This is a genomic window from Janthinobacterium salmonicoloratum (assembly GCF_051380845.1).
GTDB lineage: Bacteria > Pseudomonadota > Gammaproteobacteria > Burkholderiales > Burkholderiaceae_D > Janthinobacterium > Janthinobacterium lividum_F.
On record NZ_JBNYXV010000005.1, the window covers coordinates 316,365 to 337,551 of the forward strand.

The 21,187-nt window shown below is 63.2% G+C and carries 19 protein-coding genes; 2 read left to right on the forward strand and 17 right to left on the reverse strand.

What is annotated here, in order from left to right; translation table 11 throughout:
* The 6 genes from ACQ4WY_RS22900 to ACQ4WY_RS22925 form a co-directional block, all read right to left on the reverse strand.
* The gene (locus tag ACQ4WY_RS22900) at window positions 1-1,782 is read right to left on the reverse strand and encodes a vWA domain-containing protein (protein ID WP_436506051.1); all 1,782 of its coding nucleotides are present in this window, start codon (window positions 1,780-1,782) and stop codon (window positions 1-3) included.
* Entirely contained in the window at window positions 1,779-2,756 is a 978-nt protein-coding gene (locus ACQ4WY_RS22905; protein WP_436506052.1) for a hypothetical protein, read from the reverse strand. Before ACQ4WY_RS22905 ends, ACQ4WY_RS22900 begins: the two co-directional genes overlap by 4 nt.
* Window positions 2,757-2,765: 9 nt before the next feature.
* A complete protein-coding gene (locus ACQ4WY_RS22910) occupies window positions 2,766-3,239 on the reverse strand; it encodes a hypothetical protein (protein ID WP_436506053.1) in 474 nt (157 codons plus the stop codon).
* Window positions 3,236-4,813, reverse strand: a complete 1,578-nt coding sequence (locus ACQ4WY_RS22915) for an AAA family ATPase (RefSeq protein ID WP_436506054.1) — start codon at window positions 4,811-4,813, stop codon at window positions 3,236-3,238. Before ACQ4WY_RS22915 ends, ACQ4WY_RS22910 begins: the two co-directional genes overlap by 4 nt.
* A 247-nt stretch (window positions 4,814-5,060) precedes the next feature.
* The gene (locus tag ACQ4WY_RS22920; protein ID WP_436506055.1) at window positions 5,061-5,666 is read right to left on the reverse strand and encodes a glutathione S-transferase; all 606 of its coding nucleotides are present in this window, start codon (window positions 5,664-5,666) and stop codon (window positions 5,061-5,063) included.
* Complete coding sequence (locus tag ACQ4WY_RS22925) at window positions 5,663-6,520, reverse strand: alpha/beta fold hydrolase (protein WP_436506056.1); 858 nt, start codon at window positions 6,518-6,520, stop codon at window positions 5,663-5,665. The genes ACQ4WY_RS22920 and ACQ4WY_RS22925 overlap by 4 nt, the downstream gene beginning before the upstream one ends.
* Before the next feature lie 99 nt (window positions 6,521-6,619).
* On the opposite strand from ACQ4WY_RS22925, the gene ACQ4WY_RS22930 reads away from it, so the two are divergent.
* Window positions 6,620-7,489, forward strand: a complete 870-nt coding sequence (locus ACQ4WY_RS22930) for a LysR family transcriptional regulator (protein ID WP_436506057.1) — start codon at window positions 6,620-6,622, stop codon at window positions 7,487-7,489.
* A gap of 81 nt (window positions 7,490-7,570) precedes the next feature.
* Here ACQ4WY_RS22930 and ACQ4WY_RS22935 read toward each other — a convergent pair whose 3' ends face one another.
* From ACQ4WY_RS22935 to ACQ4WY_RS22975, 9 genes are all read right to left on the reverse strand, one after another.
* Window positions 7,571-8,089 carry a hypothetical protein gene (locus ACQ4WY_RS22935; RefSeq protein ID WP_436506058.1) on the reverse strand — a complete coding sequence of 173 codons (519 nt, stop codon included), beginning with the start codon at window positions 8,087-8,089 and terminating at the stop codon, window positions 7,571-7,573.
* Window positions 8,090-8,091: 2 nt separating this feature from the next.
* Window positions 8,092-9,240 (reverse strand): ABC transporter permease, encoded by a 1,149-nt coding sequence (locus ACQ4WY_RS22940; RefSeq protein ID WP_436506059.1) that lies wholly within the window; start codon window positions 9,238-9,240, stop codon window positions 8,092-8,094.
* Window positions 9,237-10,418 (reverse strand): ABC transporter permease, encoded by a 1,182-nt coding sequence (locus ACQ4WY_RS22945; protein ID WP_436506060.1) that lies wholly within the window; start codon window positions 10,416-10,418, stop codon window positions 9,237-9,239. The genes ACQ4WY_RS22940 and ACQ4WY_RS22945 overlap by 4 nt, the downstream gene beginning before the upstream one ends.
* Before the next feature lie 6 nt (window positions 10,419-10,424).
* Window positions 10,425-11,399, reverse strand: coding sequence for an HlyD family secretion protein (locus ACQ4WY_RS22950; RefSeq protein ID WP_099387282.1), 975 nt, complete (start codon window positions 11,397-11,399; stop codon window positions 10,425-10,427).
* 2 nt (window positions 11,400-11,401) lie between these two features.
* Window positions 11,402-12,811, reverse strand: a complete 1,410-nt coding sequence (locus tag ACQ4WY_RS22955) for a TolC family protein (protein ID WP_436506061.1) — start codon at window positions 12,809-12,811, stop codon at window positions 11,402-11,404.
* A gap of 178 nt (window positions 12,812-12,989) precedes the next feature.
* The gene (locus ACQ4WY_RS22960; RefSeq protein ID WP_436506062.1) at window positions 12,990-14,600 is read right to left on the reverse strand and encodes a bifunctional aspartate transaminase/aspartate 4-decarboxylase; all 1,611 of its coding nucleotides are present in this window, start codon (window positions 14,598-14,600) and stop codon (window positions 12,990-12,992) included.
* Between the two features lie 56 nt (window positions 14,601-14,656).
* On the reverse strand, window positions 14,657-16,345 hold the full coding sequence (gene aspT, locus ACQ4WY_RS22965) for an aspartate-alanine antiporter (protein ID WP_436506063.1): 1,689 nt from the start codon (window positions 16,343-16,345) through the stop codon (window positions 14,657-14,659).
* Window positions 16,346-16,389: 44 nt separating this feature from the next.
* The gene (gene aspT, locus ACQ4WY_RS22970) at window positions 16,390-18,072 is read right to left on the reverse strand and encodes an aspartate-alanine antiporter (RefSeq protein WP_436506064.1); all 1,683 of its coding nucleotides are present in this window, start codon (window positions 18,070-18,072) and stop codon (window positions 16,390-16,392) included.
* A 261-nt stretch (window positions 18,073-18,333) separates the two neighbouring features.
* Window positions 18,334-19,203, reverse strand: coding sequence for a substrate-binding periplasmic protein (locus tag ACQ4WY_RS22975; protein WP_436506065.1), 870 nt, complete (start codon window positions 19,201-19,203; stop codon window positions 18,334-18,336).
* Between the two features lie 248 nt (window positions 19,204-19,451).
* On the opposite strand from ACQ4WY_RS22975, the gene ACQ4WY_RS22980 reads away from it, so the two are divergent.
* Entirely contained in the window at window positions 19,452-19,715 is a 264-nt protein-coding gene (locus tag ACQ4WY_RS22980) for a heavy-metal-associated domain-containing protein (RefSeq protein WP_436506066.1), read from the forward strand.
* 25 nt (window positions 19,716-19,740) lie between these two features.
* Here the strand turns inward: ACQ4WY_RS22980 and ubiT are convergent, their stop codons facing one another.
* A complete protein-coding gene (gene ubiT, locus ACQ4WY_RS22985; protein WP_353657873.1) occupies window positions 19,741-20,268 on the reverse strand; it encodes a ubiquinone anaerobic biosynthesis accessory factor UbiT in 528 nt (175 codons plus the stop codon).
* Between the two features lie 20 nt (window positions 20,269-20,288).
* On the reverse strand, window positions 20,289-21,185 hold the full coding sequence (ubiV, locus tag ACQ4WY_RS22990; protein WP_436506068.1) for a ubiquinone anaerobic biosynthesis protein UbiV: 897 nt from the start codon (window positions 21,183-21,185) through the stop codon (window positions 20,289-20,291).
* Window positions 21,186-21,187 lie beyond the last annotated feature (2 nt).

The window sequence follows — 21,187 nt, forward strand, 5'->3', positions numbered from 1 at the left end:
TCATGATTGTATATAGTGGCGCCGGCTGAACGCCCGCGCAAAGTCCAGCAAGTCCTCGTAGCGCTCGACGGCGTGGATATCCCAGCCCTGTTCGCGGCGCGCGCGTTTCAGGTCGTCATAGGTTTTCTGCAGCCACTTGTTGGCCGCCGCGCCATCCCAGTCGCGCTCCAGATTCAGGGCCATGGTACCGCCCGCGCCGCCCTGGGCCAGCGCCTTGGCGGAAATATCCCAGCCGCTGTTGCCCAGTTCATCGTTGTCGAACATGGTGGTGATGCCATCGTCGGAAATCATCAAAATGTGCGCGGGCCGCTCGCGCTTGCCCGCATAGGTCTTGCGCAAGCAGTGGATGGGGAAACAGGTGCCGCCGCCAAAAAAATCCGTCAGCACACCCAGGATCATGTCTTCATCGCGCACGAAACCTGGCGTCTGCACCACCTCATTCTTGCCGCTCCACAGGGTCACCTGCACTTTCGCGCCAGCGCGCAGGGCGGACAAGGCGATGACGGCGCCAGCCAGGGTCAGGAACGAGGTGTGCGCCTGCGGGTTCGGCATGGAGCCGGAACTGTCCACGTACATGTCCAGGTCGACGGGCACGGCATCGATGGCGCGCGCCGGTTCGCGGCCATACACGCGGCGCACCGTGGTCACGCCCGGCACGGGGCGCGGCGACTGCATCACGGATTGCAGCCAGTCGATGTCTTCCAGCGGGTCGCCGATTTCCCATGCTTCCAGCCCTTCCATCTGCGGCTCCTGCGATTCGGGCGCGGGGCGGCTGGGAAACGCCACCAGGTGCGGCAAGGCCCGTTCGCGGTAGTAGCGGATGGCGATTTCATGGTCGCTCAGGTCCACGCCCGAGGCCTTTAAAATGTCGCCCAGCTCGAACGGTTCGCGCAACTGGCCACCACCCGGCCTGGCCGGCGCCACGGCTTGCGGCTCCTCGCCATCGAGGCCGGAGATGCGCTTGTCGTGCACGGGATGGATGGCGCCGTCCTCCTCGTCATCCTCGATCTGCTGCGCGCCATACGTCTGGCAGCCACGGGCCGCGTCGCGCGTATCGAGCAGGTAGCGGCTGGGATCAAGACTGTGACCCAAGGCATCCGTGTCTTCCACCAGATAAGGCAGCAGCAAGGTGGCGAAGCGGCCCGCCGCCAGCATCCAGTCGTTCGCATACACGCGGATCAGGCGCGCACCGAGCCAGGCGTCCGTGTCCAGGCGCTCATCGGCCTGGCCGCCGCCCAGCTCGCCCTTCTCCAATTGCCACAGGTTTTCATAGATGCGCATGTACAAGGTCCATACGCCGCCGCTGCCTTTGGCGTCAGCTTGCGCCGTGCGTCCCTGCTGCAGCTTGCGGTAGATGTCGGCCATGCGCAGGTTCGCCTGGCGCTGCAAGCGGTCGTTGATGAACAGGTCCGTGTACAGGTTGGCCACCATCGGTGCGTGCTGTTCCAGGGTGGGCAAGGCGCGGCGCATGCGCGCCAGCAGGCGGAACTGGTCACTGGCGCTGCCGGGCGCGAGGATGTGGTGGCCGATTTCATGCGCGAGCACTTCCAGCGCATAGTCGTCCAGGCCCAGCTCTGTCACCAGCGGCAAGTCCACCACGACGCTCTGGTCCAGCAAACGGATCATGGCAAAGCTGCCGGACAAGCCCTGCTTGCTGGCCTCGACGCGGCTGGCGCACAGGCTCGGGTCGCGCAAGCGCGTAAATTTGCTCCACACGGCCAGGGCCTCGGGCCAGGCGGCGCGCCAGGCGTCGATCAACGCGGTGTCGGTGGCCTTCTTCATGCGAGCGGCAGCAGGCGGATCGCGTGCGTCCAGGGCGACGTGATGGCAACCGTGTGCGCATTGGCGGCAAGGGCGATGTCGCCGGCCGGCACATCGAGCGCGATGCTGCGCGCGCCGATATGCACGGTCGCCCCATCGAGGCGCACGGACGACGGTAGCTCGTTTGGCGCCTGCTCGAACTCCTGCGCCGTGGCGCTGTGCAGCACGGTGCCATAGGCGTCGGCCACCAGCAGGTAGTGGCGTTCGGCGCTGCGTACCGCAAAGCCGCAACCGTCTGCCGTGGCACGTACCTGTGGCGGCGTGCCGAAATCGCCACCGAGGCCGCTGAAGCTGCCGAACTCCCTGCCATCGGCATTGCCGCGCCAGGGATTCGCCAGCAACTGTGCATGCACCTGCGGCCATTGCGCGCCCGGCTCGCCAAAGGCGGCCAGCGCCAGCGCTTGCGGCAAGGTGTCGGCGGCGGCCAGCGCGCCCTGGCGGAAATGCGCGACGCCGGCGCGCCAGGCCAGCACCTGGCCCACGGCGCGCAGCTGCGCGACGCTGCCGACTTGCGGCGCCACGGCGGCCATCCCGGTCTGCCACTGCACGGGACGCGCTCCCGCCACGGCGCCAAGGTGGATGGCGGCGTTGCTCAGCATACCCAGCACCTCGATGGGGGCCGTCGCCAGCAGCGGCGCAAACGATGGCGCCAGTTCGCGCCAGACGCTATTGAGGAAGGGATTTTTCGCCGCCGGACCGGCCAGGCCATGGCCCACCAGTTCCAGGGCCATGTCATAGGCGGCCAGGGTGACGCCGCCCGCGCGCTCGGGCGCAGCGGCGGCCACGGCCACCACCAGCGGATCGACGCCATCGTGCAAAAAGGCGCCAAAGGCGGCCATGTCGAGCGAGGGAAAGCGCCGGCGCGCTTCCAGTGCGCGCGCATTGAACTGGGCGCGGCCGCTGGCAAGTATCGAGGCAAAGGAAGGAGAGATCATCACCGCTCCTCAATCGCTGTGCGAGAAGTGCAGCAGATAGCGTTCATCCCCCAGTTCGAACGCGATCTCGTCCCAGTGGATGGCGTACCAGAAACCGGAGGGCGGCCTCATCGTCACTGTGTGCAGGGAAAATCCGCCCAGCGCGCCGTCGAGCGACGCCAGGAACGCGGCCACCAGTTGCGTGCGAAAGCGCCCGGGTGGCGCCGCCTGCATGTGCTGCGACGAGAAAAACCAGCGCTGGCACACTTGCTCCAGGTGCGCGCGCCCGCACGGCGCCGCATTGACGTGCCACAGGGCTGCCGGCAAGTCGCGTCCAGGTTCGATGACGTGCAAGGCATAATCTTCGACGCGCAAGCCCAGCGCCGTGGCGAGGTCCGGCGCGTCAGGCAGGCGCTGCAACTCGTAGCTCGCGCACAAGTCGCTCGCCTCGCCATTGAGCATGGCCAGCGCTTCCAGGAAGCCTTGACAATGCAGGACGCTCATTGCGAACGCAGCCAGCTGCGGTAATTCGTATAGCGCTGATGCAGGTACTTGAGCTTGAGCAGGTCGTCGTACAGGGGGCCATACAGCTTGCGCCCTTTGGTGCGTTCGCCGATCAGCTTTTCGATGCGGTTCAGGCGCGCCAGGGTCTCGCGCTCGCTGACGCCATCGAGGCCCAGGTCGAATTCGGCCGACAGCACGCCGACGGGATCATCTCGGTCCAGGTCCAGGCGGTTGAATTCATCGTTCGACAAATCGAACAAACGGCGCAGCCAACCCAGCCTGTCGCTGCGGTAGGCGGCGTTTTCCGGCAGCGCGAAAAAGGGTGCGTCCGGGTCCGGCTGCAGCTTGTTATGCAAGACGAACGGCAGCACCTGGCGCAAGTCTTCCAGCTCCACCTCGCCGTTGCCGCGGAAGTAGGCCATGGCCTTGGCGTAGATCAGCAGCGCCATCAGGGTGCGCACGGAGATGCCGTTGAGGGTCTGGCAACCCAGGTCCTTCAGGCGGTCGCGCCCATTGTCGGCCGCCTGCGCGGCGCCACGGTCGGCGCCGGCCAGGCGGGCCGTATCCTTGGTCATGTATTCGAACTGGCCGCCGGCCGTCTCGAACAGCTCGAACTGGCTGGCGAAGAATTCCAGGCGGCGCCGCACGGCGTCGGGTATGGCCACCTGGCGGATGGATTCGCCGATCTGGTCCACCTCGCCTTCCGTGAAGATGATCTCGGGCGGCACCAGTTCTTCGGGACGCACGTTTTCTTCCACACGCAGCAGCAGTTCGTTCAGGAAGCGCGGGTTGAAGGCCAGCGCCTGCACCGTCACGTCGACCCGGTCGCGCAGCGCTTCGATCACCTGATACGTGCCGCCGCCCTGGTCGTCGTTGGCCGTCAAATACCAGGCCGCTTCCGGGCATTCGTAAATATGGTTCAGCACTTCCGCGTAATTGTCGCCCATGACGGTGAGCAGCGCGCTTTGCGTGCGCGTGGGGATGCGGTTGTATTCATCGACGATTTTCACGCGCATGCCCAGCCAGGCGCGCCACGCGATGCGGATCTCGTCCATGCTTTGCGCGTTCACCAGGTCGGCCGGCAGCGGATTGCCAAGCAAATCGGCCACCGTCATCTGCGGGTGGCCATGCTGCATGGCCCGTTTGACTTCCTTGACGGTCGAACCGGCCAGCACCCCCATCAGCAGGGCGCTGGCCGTCTTGCCCCGCCCCGGCCCGCCGACGAACAGGCATTTGCGGCGCGTGGCAAAGGTCAGCAAGGGCAGCAAAATAAAACTGGAATAGCTTTGCGCCGACGGTAAATTCAGGGTGCGCCGGCTGTCGCCAACGGAATACGTCTGCGACGGGCCATCGTTGTATTCGATGTCGTAATGGGGGCTGATGATGGCGTGATTGACGATCCAGAAATAGGCCTGGCGCAGCTTTTCATCGAAAGGCCGCGCTTGCGCCTCGCCTTCTGCTCCCAGCGCGATGGGTCCCTGGTACAAGTCCGCCACGTCGAACTGCCGCGCGGCGGGCGCCGCTTTGGGCTTTGTAGGTGCTTGGGACAGGCGCTGGAAGAGGTTGAAAGCCATGGACAATTTTCAGAAAATCAGTAATTTCAAACCCAGCCATTTGCTGGGGTCACGTAAGTAAAATTATTACATAAAGTACCAGCTAGCATTGTTCAGTTCGCCAGCTGCGCGCGCAGGCGCACTGCCTGCCGCTGGCGATCATAATAGCGCGCTGCTCCTTTACATGCATATCCGAAAATGGCCGCTGGCCGACCCGTTCCAGGCCCAGTTGCTGCGTGAGCTACACGCCGCCGGCCAGCCCGGCAACTCAGCCCGCCATCGGCGTGGCCAGAAACACCGGCTGCCGCTCGGCCAGCGCCGTCAGCGCGGCCACGGCCGGATAGTCGCTGTCCGCCATCACGTCGGGCACCAATTGTTGCGCAAAACTCCATGCCACTGCGATGGTGATGCCGGCAACACTCAAACAGTCCGGCGTCTCTTCGCGCAACGATGCTTCCAGCTGCTTCCAGGCCCCATGCAACTGCAGCTGGACTCGGTCCAGCCAAGGCTGGTGCTGTTTTTCCTGCGGGCGCAAGCGCCGCTCATAAACGATTTGCACGGCTTTGTCGCAGGCTGCCAAAGCATAGCTGGTCTGGCACAGCGCGCGCAGGCGGGCCGGCCCCGGTTCCTGCCTGATGCGGGGAGCATGCGCGACCAGTTCTTCCAGATACGCCAGGATCAGGCTCGATTCCATCAGCACCTGGCCGTCGTCGGTGACCAGGGTCGGCACTTTGACGGCCGGGTTGATGCTCTGTACCTTGTCGAAATCGGAAAACACCGACAGAGGCCGGTGTTCATGTTCCAGGCCCAGCACTTTCATACCAATGGCAACGCGCCGGACGTAGGGCGAATCGAGCATTCCGATCAATATCATGGTCTATTCCTCTCTGTGTGATGTACAAACGCGATGACTTGTGCAGCGACGGGCAATGGCGCGTCTTCCATCAGGAAGTGCCCGGCCTCGTCAAACAGATGCAAGCTGGCGCCAGAAATATCGCGCTGCAGCCGATGGGCATAGGCCACCGGCTGCCACTCGTCCTGCCGGCCCCATAATATCTGCACCGGCATCTTCAAGTATGGTAATTTTTCGGCAAAGTCCATGGTGTAGCAGCCGTTATAGTGCGCAACCTGATGCTGATAGAACGAGGGCTGGCCCACCACGCCGCACAGCGGCTCAAGGTAAGACCGCAGAAGCTCGCCCTGCATCCTGTCCTTGTGAAATACGGCCATGCCGAGCTGGCGCGCCATCGTGCTGCGATGCTCGCTGGCCGGCATCAAAGCACACCCGGCGAATTCATCGCGCATATGCTTCCAGGTGGGCGATGGCCAGGAATCGTAGCTGGGCGCGTCGGCGATGCTCAAGCTGCGCAGGCGCGCCGCGTGGCCGAACGCCAGGCGCAGCGCAATGGCGCCGCCGATATCGTGGCCGAACAAATGGGTGGTGGGTAGTTGCCAGTGGTCGAGCAAGGCCGCCAGCAAGGTCATTTGCGCCGCCACCGAGGTATCGGCGTCAACGGGTCGCTCCGACCGTCCGAAGCCCAGCAAGTCATACAGGTGCACGTGGAAACCGGCATCAACGAACAGCGGCACCAGTTCGCGCCAGATAATGCTGTGCGCCGGCGTGCCATGCACCAGCACCAGCGGCGTGCCTGCGCCATGGATGCCGGTGGCGATACGGTGGCCGTGGATCAGGGCGTGGCCATTCAACAGCGGTTCTTGATACGTCATCAGATGTCCTTTTGTTTGCAGAACCTGAAGGCTAAGGCTAGACTCAGCATGACGCCAGTGACATTCTCTTGAACTTTAATCCAACTTTTGTCATAACCCATGAATTTGCGCCTATCCGTCGACGCCCTGCGTGTGTTCAGGGCAGTGGTACAAACCGGCAGCATGAGCCAGGCCGCCAGCCTGCTCCATCTGAGCCAGTCGGCCGTCAGCTGGAAAATCAAGCGGCTGGAGCAGCAGCTCGATTGCCAGCTGCTGGCGCGCAGCGGTGGGCTGTTTGGCACGACCGACCAGGGAGCCGTGCTGCTGCGGCATGCGGTGAACATTGTCGACGCCCACGATGATGCCATCGCCCATTTTTCGCCATCGGCGATGCACGGCCGGCTGCGCATCGGCGTGACGGAGCAGATTTCATTGACGGACGTGTGTGCGGTGCTGTCGCAGTTTTCGCATCACCACCCCAAGGTGGACGTGCAGCTGGTGGTGGAGCAAAGCCAGGTATTGCGCGAACGCTTTGCCGACGGCGTGCTCGATGTGATTTTGCACCAGGATTTTGCCGGCACGGTGGTGCCGGGCGACACGCTGTTATGGACAGAAACGCTGCATTGGTGCACCGCCACGGCAGAGCAGACTTGGCCGGGGGAGACCGTCAAACTGATCACCTACGGGCCGCACTGCTTTTACCGCCGGCTGGCCGAGGAAAAGCTGGGTCAGGTCGGCATGGCCTGGAGCGTGGGCCTGGAATGCCCGTCGGTGGCGGGCATGCTGACCGCAATTGCCGCCGGCTTGGGCACGGCGGTGGTCAATGAACGCAACTTGGACCAGGGCATACACCGGCATGCGGCACTGGAACGGCTGGCACCGCTGCCCCGTGTCGCCAGCCTGCTGAGGGCCAATGACAAGCTGCCCGACCCGGTGCGTGACGGTTTTTGCCAGCTGCTGCTGACGGCATTGCAGAGCAAGCGATTGTGAGCCGGCCTTGACCCACCACGACAGCACGCCACCGCCCTGGTCTGCCAGGTTTGCATGGTGTACGCATCATGGATTCCGTTGCTAGCGATGCGGCCAGAGCAGGTCAACCTTCTCGTCGTCGGTCAAGCACAAGCGCTTCCCGTCCTTGTCATTGTGCGCACCAAATATTTTCTTGTAGTTGTAGGTCTTGCAGTGCAGCTTCAACCAGGCGTGGTAGTAGTCATCAAGAAAGGCGCTGAATGTCTGCTGGAAGCCTGGTTCGCTTGCGTCTTTCTCTTGCAGTTCGAAGCGGCCTATCCTTGCAACGATGTGCGCGATGTCCGGCCTGCTGACGCCGTCAAGTTTCACGGGGTCGGGCAAGGCGATCCTGAACGCCAGCACTTCCGCGCCCTCCTCTTCCCACCATTCGCGCAAATTGAAGCGGGAGATATCTTTTCCGCTTAGTACCTGTAATCGATCCGCGAGTCTGTCGTATTCGGCGTTGTCGTCGTCGCCATGTGCGTCACAGAACTGCGCATAAGCCTGTATCGATGCCAAAATCGTGGCATACCTTTCTTCCGCCACAGCCAGTTGGGGCTCCAGCTCTTTCCCAGGTATCATGGTTATCCTTGTTTGATGATGGGCGCTGGCACCTCGGCGCGCCAGCGCCACCAGCCCAGCGCCACGCAGGCCACCAGCAAGCACAGCAAGCCCGCCACTTCATGGCGGATTTCATACAGCGAGGCGCCCATCTGGTTGAGCGCGACAAAGCCCTGGATGCCGGCCGTGGATGGCAGCAGCCAGCGCAGCCATTGCAGCACGACGGGCATGGACGACACGGGCCAGGTCAGGCCAGCCAGGAACAGCACCGGCATCGAGGTGGCGATCATCAGCTGCGTGCCCCGTTCGCGCGTGCGGAACAGCATGCCCAGCAGCATGCCGAAGGCCGCTTCCGCCAAGGAGAACAGCACCAGCAGCAAGAGCATGCCGCCGAAGTTGCCGCCACGAGGGTAATCCTGGAACCAGAAGACAAAGCCGAAGAAATAGCAGCAGTTGAGGAACGCCACGCAGGCAAACGCCAGCAGCATGCCCGCATAGCCTCCCGTCGTGCGCTTGCCCGCCAGGGGAAAACTCTTGCGCTGGTACCAGGTGCCGAACAGCATGGTCATGCCGATCAGCAAGGTCTGCTGCACGATCAAGGTGGCCACGCCCGGCACGACATAGGCGCCATAGCCTTCCTTGACGTTAAACAGGGGCACGGCGTCAAAGGCGATGGGCGAACGCTGCTGGTTGGCCTGGACGGTGGACGGTGTTCCCGCGCCCAAACGCTTGAGCTCAATACCGGCCGACACGGTGCCTACCACTTCAGCCAGGCCATTCAAGGCCACCTTGTTGAGCATCAGATACAAGCCATTGCCCGCCACCTGGGCATGGGCGGCGCGGCCGGCCAGCACGTCCGTCTGCAAGCCGGCGGGGAGGATCAATACGCCCATGACCTTGTCGCGCCACAGCAAATCTTGCGCGACGGGCAAGTCCGGCGTGACGGCCACGACTTGCAATGAAGGATGGGCCATGGCAAAGCGCGTCAGCTGGCGCGACATGGCGCTGCGATCCTGGTCGACGACCGCCACGGGCACGCGCTGGACAATTTCCGTCGAGTACGGCAAAGGATAAAAGAAGGAATAGATGATGCCGCCGATGAACAGCAAGGTCAGCGCGCCCTTGTCCGTCAGCATGGCGCGCCAGGTGGCGAGAAAGGCCGGCCACATCATGTGCGCCCCCAGGCGGCAGGCGCATTCGCGCGGCGCGCCAGCAGCAATACGCCCACGGCGCTGCAGCCGACGGCAAAGCCAGCCAAAATGAGCATTTCCTGCACGCCATAGCGCCACGGCGCGCCGGCCAGCCAGTATTTGGTTTGCAGTTGCAGATAATGCGTGAGCGGCAAGGCTTCCGCCCAGGCGCGGGCCGGCGCCGGCATGGCCATCAAGGGAAATGCCTGGCCCGCAAACGCGAAGGCCGGCGCCGTGATGAAGGCGGCGCCCGACAGGGCCAGGCGCAGGGACAGGGTGGCGGCGATCAGCAGGGTGGCCAGGCCACAATAGGCCAGCACCAGCAGCAGCATGCTCAGCAGCAAGGCCGGCAAGCTGCCCGCCACGGCCCAGTCCCGCGCCAGGCTGAAGAACAGCAAGTACAACAGCGCCAACGCGCAGTAGGCGATGAGGGGAAACAGCAGCTTGGCGCCGACGGCGCGCAGCCAGCTGCCATGGGCCGAGGCCAGCCATTGCGGCACCGTGCCGTCACGCAACTCGCGTCCCATACTCGTGACGACGGCGACGACGATGAAAATCTGCAGCATGGCCGGCATCAGGGCCAAGGTTAAAAACGCTTCATAGCTGACGTTGTCGTTATACAGGCTGTTCAAGGTCGTGCGGATCGGTTCGAACTGGGCCGCCGCCTGCACGCCCGACACGCCCTTTTTCATCCTCGCCGTCATCTCGATGCCAGCCGACAAGGTCGTGCTGACCGTGCGCACATCGCGCAGCAAGGCGCCCGCGTGCGAGGAAAACTGCGCGTTGTACAGCCATTGCACGGTGGCTTGCCGGCCCCCCAGCAGTTTCTGTTCGAAATCGTTCGGGATCAGCAGATAGCCAAACGCCGTGCGCTCGCGCAGCCGGTGCAGGGCTTCGTCGCTGGATGCCACTTTCGCCGCCACCTCGATACCAGGTGAGGCGTCGAGCCAGCGCGTGAGCTGGCGCGACAAGGTGGAATTGTCGTTATCGATGACGACGATGGGCAAGTCGCGCGCGATGCCGGCCGAAAACACCAGCCACAACATGCCGCACAGCACGACGGGAATCCAGCTGAGCATGCCGAAGTCCCAGAAGTCGCCGCGCAAGCGCCGCCACTCGCGCGCCAGCGCTGAAACCGGCTCTTTATCCGCTTCGCTCATCGGCTATCAGAGCGGTGGAAACACGACCGACATGCCCGGACGCAAGCCCTCGACCTTGATGGCGGGGCGCAAGCGGATTTCAAACGTGCGCAAGTCCGTGCCGCCCGGACGCGCCGCGCGCCACGTGGCGAAATCAGGCAGCACGGCCACGGAACTGACCTTGAAGCTGAGCTGCTGTTTCAGCGCCGGCACGTTGGCCGTATGCGTGCTGCCCATGCTGAACGCCGCCATTTCATCTTCGCGTACCTGCAGCACGGCCCAGGCGTCGTCGAGGTTCACCAGGGTAATCACGGGAAAACCTTGCGGCGCCAGTTCGCCCGGCTGTATCTGGATCTTGCTGACCTGGCCCGCCACCGGCGCGGCGATCTTCGTTTCCGCCAGGGCGATCTGCGCTTCCGTCAACACGGCGCCCACCTGGCGCGCCTGGGCGGCGGCGGCCGTCTTGTCTTCCGGACGGGCGCCCTTTTGCGCCATATCATATTGCGCGCGGGCAGCCTGCGCCAGCTGGTCGGCGGCGCGCCATTGCGCTTGCGCCTCGTCACGTTTCTGCTGGGCGATCACGCCTTGTTCAAACATGTTGTTGACGCGGGTATACGTGGTTTTGGCGATGGTCGCCCCCGTTTGCGCCCGCTCCCAGTTGGCTTTGGCGGCGGCGATTTCTTCCGGACGCGCACCGGCCTCCGCCTTTTTCGCCACGGCATCGGCCGCCTGCGTGGCGGCCGTCGCTTGCGCGATCTTCGCGTCCACTTCCGGACTCGTCAGCTGGAACAGCAGCTCGCCTTTCGGTACCGTCTGGCCCAGCTTGACGTACAGCTCGCCCACCCTGCCCGGCACTTTCGACGAGACATTGACTTCCTGCGCATCCATCTGTCCCTGCAACGGCAGGCGCTGCGGCTGGAAGGCCTGGTACAGGCCCCAGCCCACGAAGGCCAGAACAATGACAGCGGCGACTATGGCCAATGGTTTTTTGGAGGTACTCATTATTATTTGTCCACAGGTAATTGGATGTCGGCCGCTGCCGCAAGGCTGCCCAGGCGCTGCGTCTCGCCCGTCGCTTCCAGCAATTGCGCCAGCCCCATCACATAGTTATAGGCCGTCTGCGCGCGCTGCGTTTCCACCTTGGCCAGGTTCAGGCGCGCGTCGACCACTTCCAGCGAGGTCACTTGCCCTTGCTGGAAGGCCACCGTTTGCAAGCGGATATTTTCGCGCGCCAGCTCCACCGACGAGGCCGTGGACAAATACTGGATGCGGGCATTTTCCAGCGCGCGCCAGTTTTTCTCGATCAGGGTGGGAATGTCGCGCTCGGCCTGACGCGCCACCACTTCCACCCGCTCCTGGTCGAGCTTGGCGGCGGCGATCATCTTGCCCGTATTGATGCGGTGCACGAGCGGCACGGACACAACCAGGCCGATGGCCCAGTTCGAGCGCACGAGCTTTTCGCTGCCGCGATTTAAGTTGTAGTTACCGATGGCAAAGACTGTGGGCGCGTATTCCTTGCCATGCAGCTTCAAGGCTTGCTCGGCCTGCACGCGCTTGCTGTCGATCTTTTTCCAGTTCGCGTTTTCGCGCATGCCCGTGCTGATGAACGATTGCAAGGTGCCAACCGGCAAGCTATTGACGAACAGCGGCGTGCTGGGCAGCACTTGCGTGTTGACGGCAAGCAAACGGTCAAGCGCCACTTGCGCGATTTCCTCATCGCTGCGCGCCTGCGCTTCCTCGCTGCGGGCGCTGTCCAGGGCTACGTCGGCGCGCAGGCGTTCCGCACGCGAAATCAGGCCGCCCTTTTCCAGCTTGGCCGCGTCGCGCTGGTGCTGCGTCACGCCGGCCGTCACTTCGGCGCGCACGGCCACCACTCTTTTCGCCAGCAGCAACTGAAAATAGCGCTGCGCCACCAGGGTGGCCAGTTGCTCTTCCGCTTCCGTGCGCTCCGCTTGCGCGGCCAGGGTCAGGCTGGAAGCGAGGCCCTTGACGGCGTCCAGGCGCCCGCCCGTGTAGATGGGCCACATGCCCAGCAAGCCGAACGAGGTCAGGTCCGTCACCACTTCGCGGTTCAGGGAATTGGGAATGTGCGGCGTGGGCAAGCCGGGAATCGGTGGCAGCACCGATTCGATGCCGCCCACCACGCCCGACAAACCGCTCGTATCGATACTCAAATCCGTCGACAATCGGCCGCGAAACGCCGTCAAGTCCACGGAAGGGCCATCGATATTCGACAAGGCTTCCGCCTTCAAGGTTTTTGCGCGCACGTCGAGCGCCGCGCCCTGCACGGTGCCCGAAGCCTTGGCGGCTTGCTGCAGCGCTTCGTTAAATGTCAGCGGTTCCGCCAGGGCGGGCAGGGCCGCGCCCAGCGCGCTCGCCAGTAATAATGATAAGTGTCCTTGCAATCTGCCCATGTAGCGTCCAGTCAATGAATGAGGGGAAAGCACGGGGTTGCCATGTTTATACTTTCACAATAGCAATTATATCTACGGATGTCTATTCCAGCCTACACTATTGGTTACGGTAGCTGATACGCAAAAACGGGCGCCTCTTGCGGGGCGCCCGTTTTACGCACAGTAAGCGGCTACCAACTTACTTCTTGGCTTTTTTGGCGCCCTTTTCTTTTTCCTTTTCAAACACGGCAAAGAACTCGGACGCCATGTTGCGGATGGCGCGGCCGATGTTGGCGTAGTCGTATTCGTTCAGGTTGGCCAGCGACACGCGGCCGGACGGGTGCGTCGTGCCGAAGCCGCGGCCCGGCAGCAGGATGACGCCCGTTTCCTCGGCCAGGCGGAACAGCGCTTCGTTCGGTTTCAGTTTTTTCAGCAGCCACTGCGAAAACTCCACGCCATGCATTTGCGCGGCCAGGGACTCCATGTCCAGCAGGTGGTAGTAACGCACGGAATTGGCGTCGTGCACCATCGGCAAGCCCAGCTCGCGGTACAGCGCTTCCTTGCGGCGCAGCACGATGCGTTTCATCGACTGCTTGTACTTTTGCTCTTCATCCATCAGCGAGAACAAGGAGAACAAGGTCATCTGCGCCTGCACTGGCGTGGACAGCCCGGCCGTGTGGTTCAGCGCCACCGTACGGCTGTCGGCCACCAGGCGGTCGATGAATTTCAGCTCGCGCGGCTCGGTGGTAATGGAGTGATAGCGCGCATCGAGCTGCTTCTTGATGGTTTCCGGCAACTTGGCAATCTTGTCGTCAAGCACATTGTTTTCATGCGTGGCCACCACGCCCATGCGCCAGCCCGTCGCGCCGAAGTATTTCGAGAACGAATACACGAGGATGGTGTTGAAAGGGCAAATGGCAAACAGCGAGACGAAATTGTCCGCAAAGGTACCATACACGTCATCGGTGAGGATGATCAGGTCCGGGCGCTTCTTGATGATCTTGGCGATGTATTCCAGGGTCTCGTCATCGATCTTGACGGACGGCGGATTGCTGGGGTTGACGAGGAAGAAGGCTTTCACTTTCGGATCGAGCAGCTTGTCCAGCTCTTTCTTGGTGAATTGCCAATTGTTCGATTGCGGCGCATCGATGTGCACGGTGTTCAGCTTGTAGTCGTTCAGCTGGGGAATTTCGATATACGGCGTAAAGATCGGCATGCCCAGGGCGATCGTGTCGCCTTCCTGGATGATGTGGTTCGATTTCAGGCTGGCGAACAGATACGTCATGGCCGCCGTGCCGCCTTCGACGGCGTACATGTCGAAATTGCCGACGAAGGGATGGTCGCCGATCATTTCGCGGTGGATATACTGGCCGACGATTTTCTCGGACAGGCGCAGCATGCGGTCCGGCACGGGATAGTTGCAGCCGAGGATGGCTTCGCACATCTCATAGAGGAAGTCGCCCGCACTCAAGCCCAGCTGGTCGCGCACATACGACACGGCTGCCTCGATGAAATGCACGCCGGGGTTGCCTTCGTGCTTGCGCACGAAGATTTCAAAGCGCGCCTCGATGCCGTCGCGCGTGGGGAAACCGCCCACGTCGTCCATGTAGACATAGGAACGCTCTGCTTCCGTCATGGCGAACTGGCCGAACTGGAAGAAGCCGTGGCGTGGCGTAGTCGCCAGGAAATTCGGGTTGCCGCGGCCCGCATTGAGCATCAGGCGGTTGCTTTGCTTGGCCGTCTGGATCAGCGCATCCTTCAATTCGAAGGGGCTCAACAGGGCGAGTTTGTTTGGGTTACTGAAATCCATTTTTGCTACTCCTTATAGACTGACAATGTTGAAGGTTCTTGCAAATACATGCAGACTCAAACGAAGGCCACAATCAGCGGCCCAAGCAAGGTCAGGAAAACGTTGGCCAAGGCATATGTGATGGCAAACGGTACGGTGGGAATCGAGTTTTGCGCCGCGTTCAGCACTTCGCCGAACGCGGGGTTGGCACTGCGCGAGCCGGACAAGGCGCCCGCGAAGATGGCCACGTTGTCATACCGCAAGATGTAGCGGCCGATCAGCATGGTCAAAATCATCGGCAGGATGGTGACCACCACGCCCACACCAAACAGGGTCAGGCCATGTTCTCGCACGGTTTGCACGGCTTGCAGGCCGGACGTGAGGCCGACGACGGCAACGAAGCCGGCCAGGCCCAGGTCTTTCAGGATTTGCACGGCGCCGCTGGGCATGTAACCGAAGGTCTGGCGCTTGGCGCGGAACCAGCCGAATACCAGGCCCGACAGCAACACGCCGCCGCCGCTGCCCAAAGTCAGCGGTATCGAACCGATGCGCGCCACCAGCAAGCCCACCAGCAAACCGACGACGAGGCCGGCGCCCATGTAGACGAAGTCCGTCTTGGCGCTCGGCACGATCATGTAGCCCACTTCGGCCGCCACGCGCTTGACGTCCTGCTCGGCGCCATAGATGGTCACCACGTCGCCCGTCTGCACGACGGTTTCCGATTGCATGGGCAAGATTTTCCCCATGCGGCTCAGCTGGACGACAAAGATGCCGTGGCGCACGCCCGGCGCCGTCGCATTGCGGATTTCGCCCACCGTCTTGTTGTGGTAAGCCTTGTTGGTCAGCACCATGTCGCGGCGCTGCATGACCAGCTCCATGCCTTCGACGGCAAGCAATTCCTTGCCCAACTGGGACGAAACGCTGAGCATGGCTTCGCGGCGGCCCACCAGCAGCACGATATCGTCGGCCGCCAGCACCAGGTCCGGGCTGACGTCGATGATCTGGCCATTTCGCTTGACGCGCTCGATGGTGATGGCCGTGTTCGGATGGGCGCTTTCGATCTCCTCCACGGAGCGCCCGGCGCCCGGACCCACGTCATAGATACGGCCGATCAAATCAGGCGCGGCCGGCGTCTGGCCCGGTCCCAGCACCTGCACGCCCGCCTGCAGCGCCGTTTCCGCCTTGATCGCATCTTCGCGGATGCTGCGGCCCATGAGCTTTGGCAAGATATTGACGCAGACGATGATGGCGCCAAACGAGCCGAACACATACGTCACGGCATAGCCGACGGCCACGTTGCCCTGCAGGCGCGCCACCTCGTCGGCAGCCAGGCCCAGCTTGGTGATCGCGTCGCCGGCCGTGCCGATGATGGCCGACTGCGTCAAGCCACCCGCCGCCACGCCTGCCGCCAGGCCCTTGTCCAGGCCAAAGACCTTGGCCAGGATGACCACCGTCAGCAGCGCCGTCACGGCCAGCACGACGGCCAGGATGATTTCACGCACGGACTGGCGTCCCAGGGAATTGAAAAATTGCGGTCCGCTTTCATAGCCGACCGCGTAAATGAACAGGGCGAACAGCACCGACTTGACGCCGGGATCGATGGCGACGCCTACCTGGCTGACGAGTACCGCCACCAGAAGTGAACCGGCGACCCCGCCCAGCTGGAACGAGCCGAACTTGATCTTGCCGATGTAGTAGCCCACTGCCAGGGAGAGAAACAAGGCAATTTCGGGCGACTTCTTGAATAACTCATGCAACCATTCCATGCGGACCGCCTTTCGTATTGAAGGAATTCTTTACTGCGTATGCCTCATGCATGCACCGAGCCGGCCAGCGCCACGATGAGCGGCCCCAGCAGGGGCAGCACCACGTTCGAGATGGCATAGGTGATCGTGTAGCCCAGCAAGGGCGTGGAATTGCCGGCCGCGTTCTGCACGGCCGACAGGGCCGGCGTGCTGCACTGCTGGCCGGCGATGGCACCCAGGAGCACGGGCGCTTCCAGCTTGAGGAAAAAGTGCCCCACCAGCAGGGACAGCGAGGCGGGGATGACGGCGATGAGCACGCCCATCAACGGCAGCGACAGGCCGTATTGGCGGATCAAATCGATCGCCTGCGGCCCCGACGCCAGGCCCACGCAGGCGATGAAGGTGGCCAGGCCGATATCCTTCATCATGTCGAGCGCGCTGGGTTGGATGTCCGGCATGCCCGGCTTTCGCGCCTGGTACCAGCCGAACACGAGGCCCGTCAGCAAGGCGCCGCCACCCGTGCCCAGCGAAAACGGGATGCCGCCCAGCTTGGCACTGAAGCCGCCGATATACACACCGAGCACGATGCCGATGCTGGCGTAGACGATATTGCTGCGGTCCCCAGTAGGCACGCGCTTGCCGATGGCGGCCAGCGCCATGTTCAGCTCGCGCCCTTCCGTCGTGCCGTACAGGCGCAGCACGTCGTCGCGCTGCAGGGCCAGGTCCGGCAAGGGCGGCATGCTGTGTTCGCCACGCACGACGGCCGCGACATGCACGCCGGACGGCAAGGCCAGCTGACGCAAGGGCTGCCCCACAAGGGCCGCCTGCTGCAGCACCACTTCCACGGCAGAGACAGCCATGTTCAAGCCCGTCGTGTCGGCAAATTCTTCGCCCAGGATGGCTTCGGCCGCCACCAGCGCGGGACGGTGGCCGATTACCAGCACTTCGTCGTTGTTGCGCAGGCGCAGTGCAGGCTCCAAAGGCAATACCTTGCCATGCCGGCGCACGCGCGTGATGCTGGCGCGGCCCGCGAAAATATGCTGTAAGGCGTCGAGGCGGCGTCCCGCGCCACGGCTGATGCGATAAGCGCGGCCCACCATTTCCGGCGTGGCCTGCACGCCATCGCCATCGGTCTGCGCGCCGCCCATCTGCGCCCACAATTTGTCCGCTTCCTCGCGCAGATTGACGCGCAACAAGAGCGGAAAAATCTGGCTGGTGACGATGACGATGGCGATCAGGCCGAAAATATACGTGATGGAATACGCGGTGACCACGTTGGCCTGCAGTTCAGCGATGCGGGCCGCAGGCAGCGCCAGCTTGGAGATCGCGTCCGTGGCCGTGCCGACGACGGCCGACTCCGTCGCCGCGCCCGCCATCATGCCGGCCGCCGTGCCCTGGTCCAGGCCCAGGAAACGCGTGGCCAGCAGCACCAGCGCCAGCACCACCACCACTTCGATCAGGCACAGCAGGCCCAGGCGCAAGCCCTTGGCGTTGAGGTTGGCAAAGAACTGGGGACCGCCCGCATAGCCGAGGGCAAAGATGAACAGCATGAAGAAAACGTTCTTGACGCTGGCGTCCAGCGTGATGCCCAGCTGGCCGATCAGCAGCGCGGCGATCAGGGTGCCGCACACGCCGCCGAGTTGGATGGGACCGAAGCGTATCTGCCCTACCGCGTAGCCCAGGGCCAGCGCCAGGAACAAGGCCAATTCCGGCACCTGGTGCAATACGGACGTGATCGAATCGAGCATGGGCAAACCTTCGAAAAGATAACGGATGATTACAAGGGAACAGGGCGTTCGGCTGCTGGCAGCGGCTTGCTTTTGAACGGGCGCACGGGTCCCGCACGACAGCCGCCACGGCGGCTTCTACTGGGAAAATGTTGCAAAGTGGAATTATGTTCGGCGAAAATTTTATAAGTGTCAACAGGTGTTCTGTTGAACTCGCCTTGCGTTTCATCAAACATCACGCGCACGATTGAAGCGGCTGTTTGACACTGGTCAATAAAACTATTAGTAATGTTTTGGACGATACCAAAGCGCCTGGCGCGCCAGCGGCGTCTCCTCCGGCAAGTCGGGATTAGTTAGTTCCAGCACGTGGCGCCGGGATAGCTTCAGACCATCCGCGAGGCGGCCAAAATGGCGCTGGAACAGCTGCGCGAAACTGCCATCGGCAAGCATGCTTTCCAGTCCGATTTCAATGTGGCGCGCCAGTTCCGGCCGGTGCTTGCCGACAAAAAAGTACAGTGCGGCGGGGTAGCGGATGACCAGGTGGGCGTCCAGCGCCAGCGGCAATTGCGCGTGGCTGGCCAACTCGCTTTGCGCCTCGATCACGGACCGGGGAAAGTAGTCGATGCGGCCCGCCGCCAATTGCTGGAACAGGCCTTCATAGGTGCTCGAAGTGTCGAGGCGCAAGCCATTCGCCTGCAGGATGGCGGAGTCTGGCCAGTCGCGCATCTGGCCGGCCGACAGCCGCGCCAGGGCGGCGATGCTGCGCACGGCGCGCAGCAGGTCCGGCTGGCGCGCCTGGATCAGGGCCACGCGCCAGCCGATCAAGCCACGGTCGATAGGGATGCGTATCGGCAATAATTGCGTTTCGCTCGCCCGGCTCGTCATGGCCCACACGACGTCGACGCTGCCCGACGCCGTGGAGATTTCCTGCATGGCGCGCGTCTGCACCATGCGCAGTTCGGAACGGCGCAAGGCATAGGCCTGGCCCGACCGCGCCAGCGCCAGTTGCAGCAAGGCCGTCACATAGCCTTGCTGCGGATCGTTGAGGGCCTGGTGGCGCGGATACACGAGCGGCAGCGGCGACAACGTGCCGGCGACAGCCGCGCCGAACGGCCACAGGCCGGCAAGCATGAGCAGAGGGCGGCGCTGCATGGCCCCTCCTTTCCAGCGCTATCATCAGCGTTCTTATCAGAATGACAGTATCGCGCAGCAGAGCACGCTTGTCGACTGGAATAAGGAAACTGTATATAAAACAACATCAATTCCAGGCTGCACTACAGAGGGGGAATTAATCCAGATCAATAAAACCGCATATAAAAAATAAATCTTGCGTGCTGCTCTGGACGGCATGTGCACCCCTCGCCTACGCTGTTTTTTTATTTGAAAAACAAGAGGAACCCATGCAGACAGCACGCTTGAATATCATCGGGATGGATCACGAAGGCTGCGCCGACAGGCTGACGGGCGCGCTCGAAGCCGTCACGGGCGTGGCCACCGTGTGCGTCTCGCTGGCGCGCCACGGCGCCACGGTACAGTTTGACGAGCGGCTGGCCTCGCAGGAACGCCTGCTGGCCGCCGTCAATGACGCCGGCTTCATGGGCGAAGCGACGGATAAAGAACAGCTGGCCTCGTGCAGCGGCGCCTGCGGCCATTGCCGCCACTGAACGCCTGCTGCCGCCACCTCACCGCTCAGCCTTCCCGCGCGCCCCGGTCGCGCAGATGCGCCAGCACGCGGCGCGGCCCCAGCGCCTGCAGGTCGAACGGCGGCAATTCGATGGCGTCGAGCGTATTCTTGAACAGCAGCCCCAGTTCCGTATCGCCCTCCAGGCTCAGGCGGCGGCTGAAGAACAGGGTGTCCGGATCTTCCTGGCGCCGCGCCAGCAGCATCAAATCATGCACGCTGGCGGCGATGCACAGGTCCGGCGCGTCGACATAGCGCTCGGCCACGAACACCGTGCCCTGCCACTCGAAATCGAAGGCTATGCCCGCATCCAGCAGCCGCAAGCGCAGGCTGCGCCCTTCCAGGCTGCATCGCACGTCGTCGGGTAATTGCGGCGCCAGCAGGCGGTTCAAGCCTTGCACGAACAGCCAGGAGGCGGGATACGGCGGCAGCTTGGACAGCAATTCGGCCAGCGGTTCCGGCAGCCGGTACGACATGGCGGGCTTGCTCATGGGAGGCTTGGCCGGGACGGGCAATCTTTCCAGTTGATCTTGCATGGTGCTTCCTTTCGATGCGTTCAATGGGCGGCGTGCTGTTCCATGCCGGGCTGGCCATGCCAGTAGCCGTCGCAGGCGCCTGCCGGCTGGCAGGCCGCCAGCTGGGCCTGGGCGCCGATACCGCTGACCTGGCCGCGGCGGGCACGGTCGAAGATGGCGATGACTTGTTCCGTATGCATGGCCTGCGGGCTGATGCGCGCCACCGATACGCCCATGTCGCGCATGGCGTCGAGTTCGCGCACCAGGTTGTAGACCAGCGCCGACTGCGTCTGCGTGCCATTCAGTACGAGGAAAGGCACTTCGTCGCGCGTGCGCAGCAGCAGGCCGTCCGGTTCTTCCAGGCAGCTGTAGCCGCAATCGTCCTTTGGCAGGTTGCGGTTTCGCGCCGTGAAGCAGCGCGCGGAAAACGCCAGCGGCATGCGGCCGTAGGCGAATACTTCCGTCTCCAGCCCTTCCGGTTTCTGGCGCTGCATCTCGGCCAGCGCCGTCTGCCCCATTTCCAGCGGCATCACCCAGCGCCGTGCGCCCAGGCGCGCCAGCAGTTGCAGGCTGGGGCCATTGAACAGGTTCAAATGGGGGCCGGCGACGAAGGACGCGCCCTTTTCCATGCAGTGCACGGCGCCCATGTCGTTGGCCTCGACGCCGTAGCGGCCATTGCCCGTGATGCGGCGCAGGGTCGCCAGTTCGGCGCCCGCCTCGATCAGCGCCTGCGTGGACAGCACCACTTCCTTGCCGGCAGCGGCCAGCATGTCGGCGATATCGAGCCAGTCGGCCAGGCGTACTTCATGCCGGCGCGAGCAGACAGTCTCGCCCAAATATACGATATCAACGGCGGTGCCGGCGATCTGCTGGTAAAACTCGAAGACGGTGGCGCGCGGCCAGTAGTACAGCAAAGGGCCCAAAGAGAGTTTTAACATGT

Bases quoted from the DNA above. Each gene is read 5' to 3' on its own strand.
- ACQ4WY_RS22900 (WP_436506051.1), bottom strand. From the start codon at position 1,782: ATGAAGAAGGCCACCGACACCGCGTTGATCGACGCCTGGCGCGCCGCC.
- ACQ4WY_RS22905 (WP_436506052.1), bottom strand. From the start codon at position 2,756: ATGATCTCTCCTTCCTTTGCCTCGATACTTGCCAGCGGCCGCGCCCAG.
- ACQ4WY_RS22910 (WP_436506053.1), bottom strand. From the start codon at position 3,239: ATGAGCGTCCTGCATTGTCAAGGCTTCCTGGAAGCGCTGGCCATGCTC.
- ACQ4WY_RS22915 (WP_436506054.1), bottom strand. From the start codon at position 4,813: ATGGCTTTCAACCTCTTCCAGCGCCTGTCCCAAGCACCTACAAAGCCC.
- ACQ4WY_RS22920 (WP_436506055.1), bottom strand. From the start codon at position 5,666: ATGATATTGATCGGAATGCTCGATTCGCCCTACGTCCGGCGCGTTGCC.
- ACQ4WY_RS22925 (WP_436506056.1), bottom strand. From the start codon at position 6,520: ATGACGTATCAAGAACCGCTGTTGAATGGCCACGCCCTGATCCACGGC.
- ACQ4WY_RS22930 (WP_436506057.1), top strand. From the start codon at position 6,620: ATGAATTTGCGCCTATCCGTCGACGCCCTGCGTGTGTTCAGGGCAGTG.
- ACQ4WY_RS22935 (WP_436506058.1), bottom strand. From the start codon at position 8,089: ATGATACCTGGGAAAGAGCTGGAGCCCCAACTGGCTGTGGCGGAAGAA.
- ACQ4WY_RS22940 (WP_436506059.1), bottom strand. From the start codon at position 9,240: ATGATGTGGCCGGCCTTTCTCGCCACCTGGCGCGCCATGCTGACGGAC.
- ACQ4WY_RS22945 (WP_436506060.1), bottom strand. From the start codon at position 10,418: ATGAGCGAAGCGGATAAAGAGCCGGTTTCAGCGCTGGCGCGCGAGTGG.
- ACQ4WY_RS22950 (WP_099387282.1), bottom strand. From the start codon at position 11,399: ATGAGTACCTCCAAAAAACCATTGGCCATAGTCGCCGCTGTCATTGTT.
- ACQ4WY_RS22955 (WP_436506061.1), bottom strand. From the start codon at position 12,811: ATGGGCAGATTGCAAGGACACTTATCATTATTACTGGCGAGCGCGCTG.
- ACQ4WY_RS22960 (WP_436506062.1), bottom strand. From the start codon at position 14,600: ATGGATTTCAGTAACCCAAACAAACTCGCCCTGTTGAGCCCCTTCGAA.
- aspT (WP_436506063.1), bottom strand. From the start codon at position 16,345: ATGGAATGGTTGCATGAGTTATTCAAGAAGTCGCCCGAAATTGCCTTG.
- aspT (WP_436506064.1), bottom strand. From the start codon at position 18,072: ATGCTCGATTCGATCACGTCCGTATTGCACCAGGTGCCGGAATTGGCC.
- ACQ4WY_RS22975 (WP_436506065.1), bottom strand. From the start codon at position 19,203: ATGCAGCGCCGCCCTCTGCTCATGCTTGCCGGCCTGTGGCCGTTCGGC.
- ACQ4WY_RS22980 (WP_436506066.1), top strand. From the start codon at position 19,452: ATGCAGACAGCACGCTTGAATATCATCGGGATGGATCACGAAGGCTGC.
- ubiT (WP_353657873.1), bottom strand. From the start codon at position 20,268: ATGCAAGATCAACTGGAAAGATTGCCCGTCCCGGCCAAGCCTCCCATG.
- ubiV (WP_436506068.1), bottom strand. From the start codon at position 21,185: ATGTTAAAACTCTCTTTGGGCCCTTTGCTGTACTACTGGCCGCGCGCC.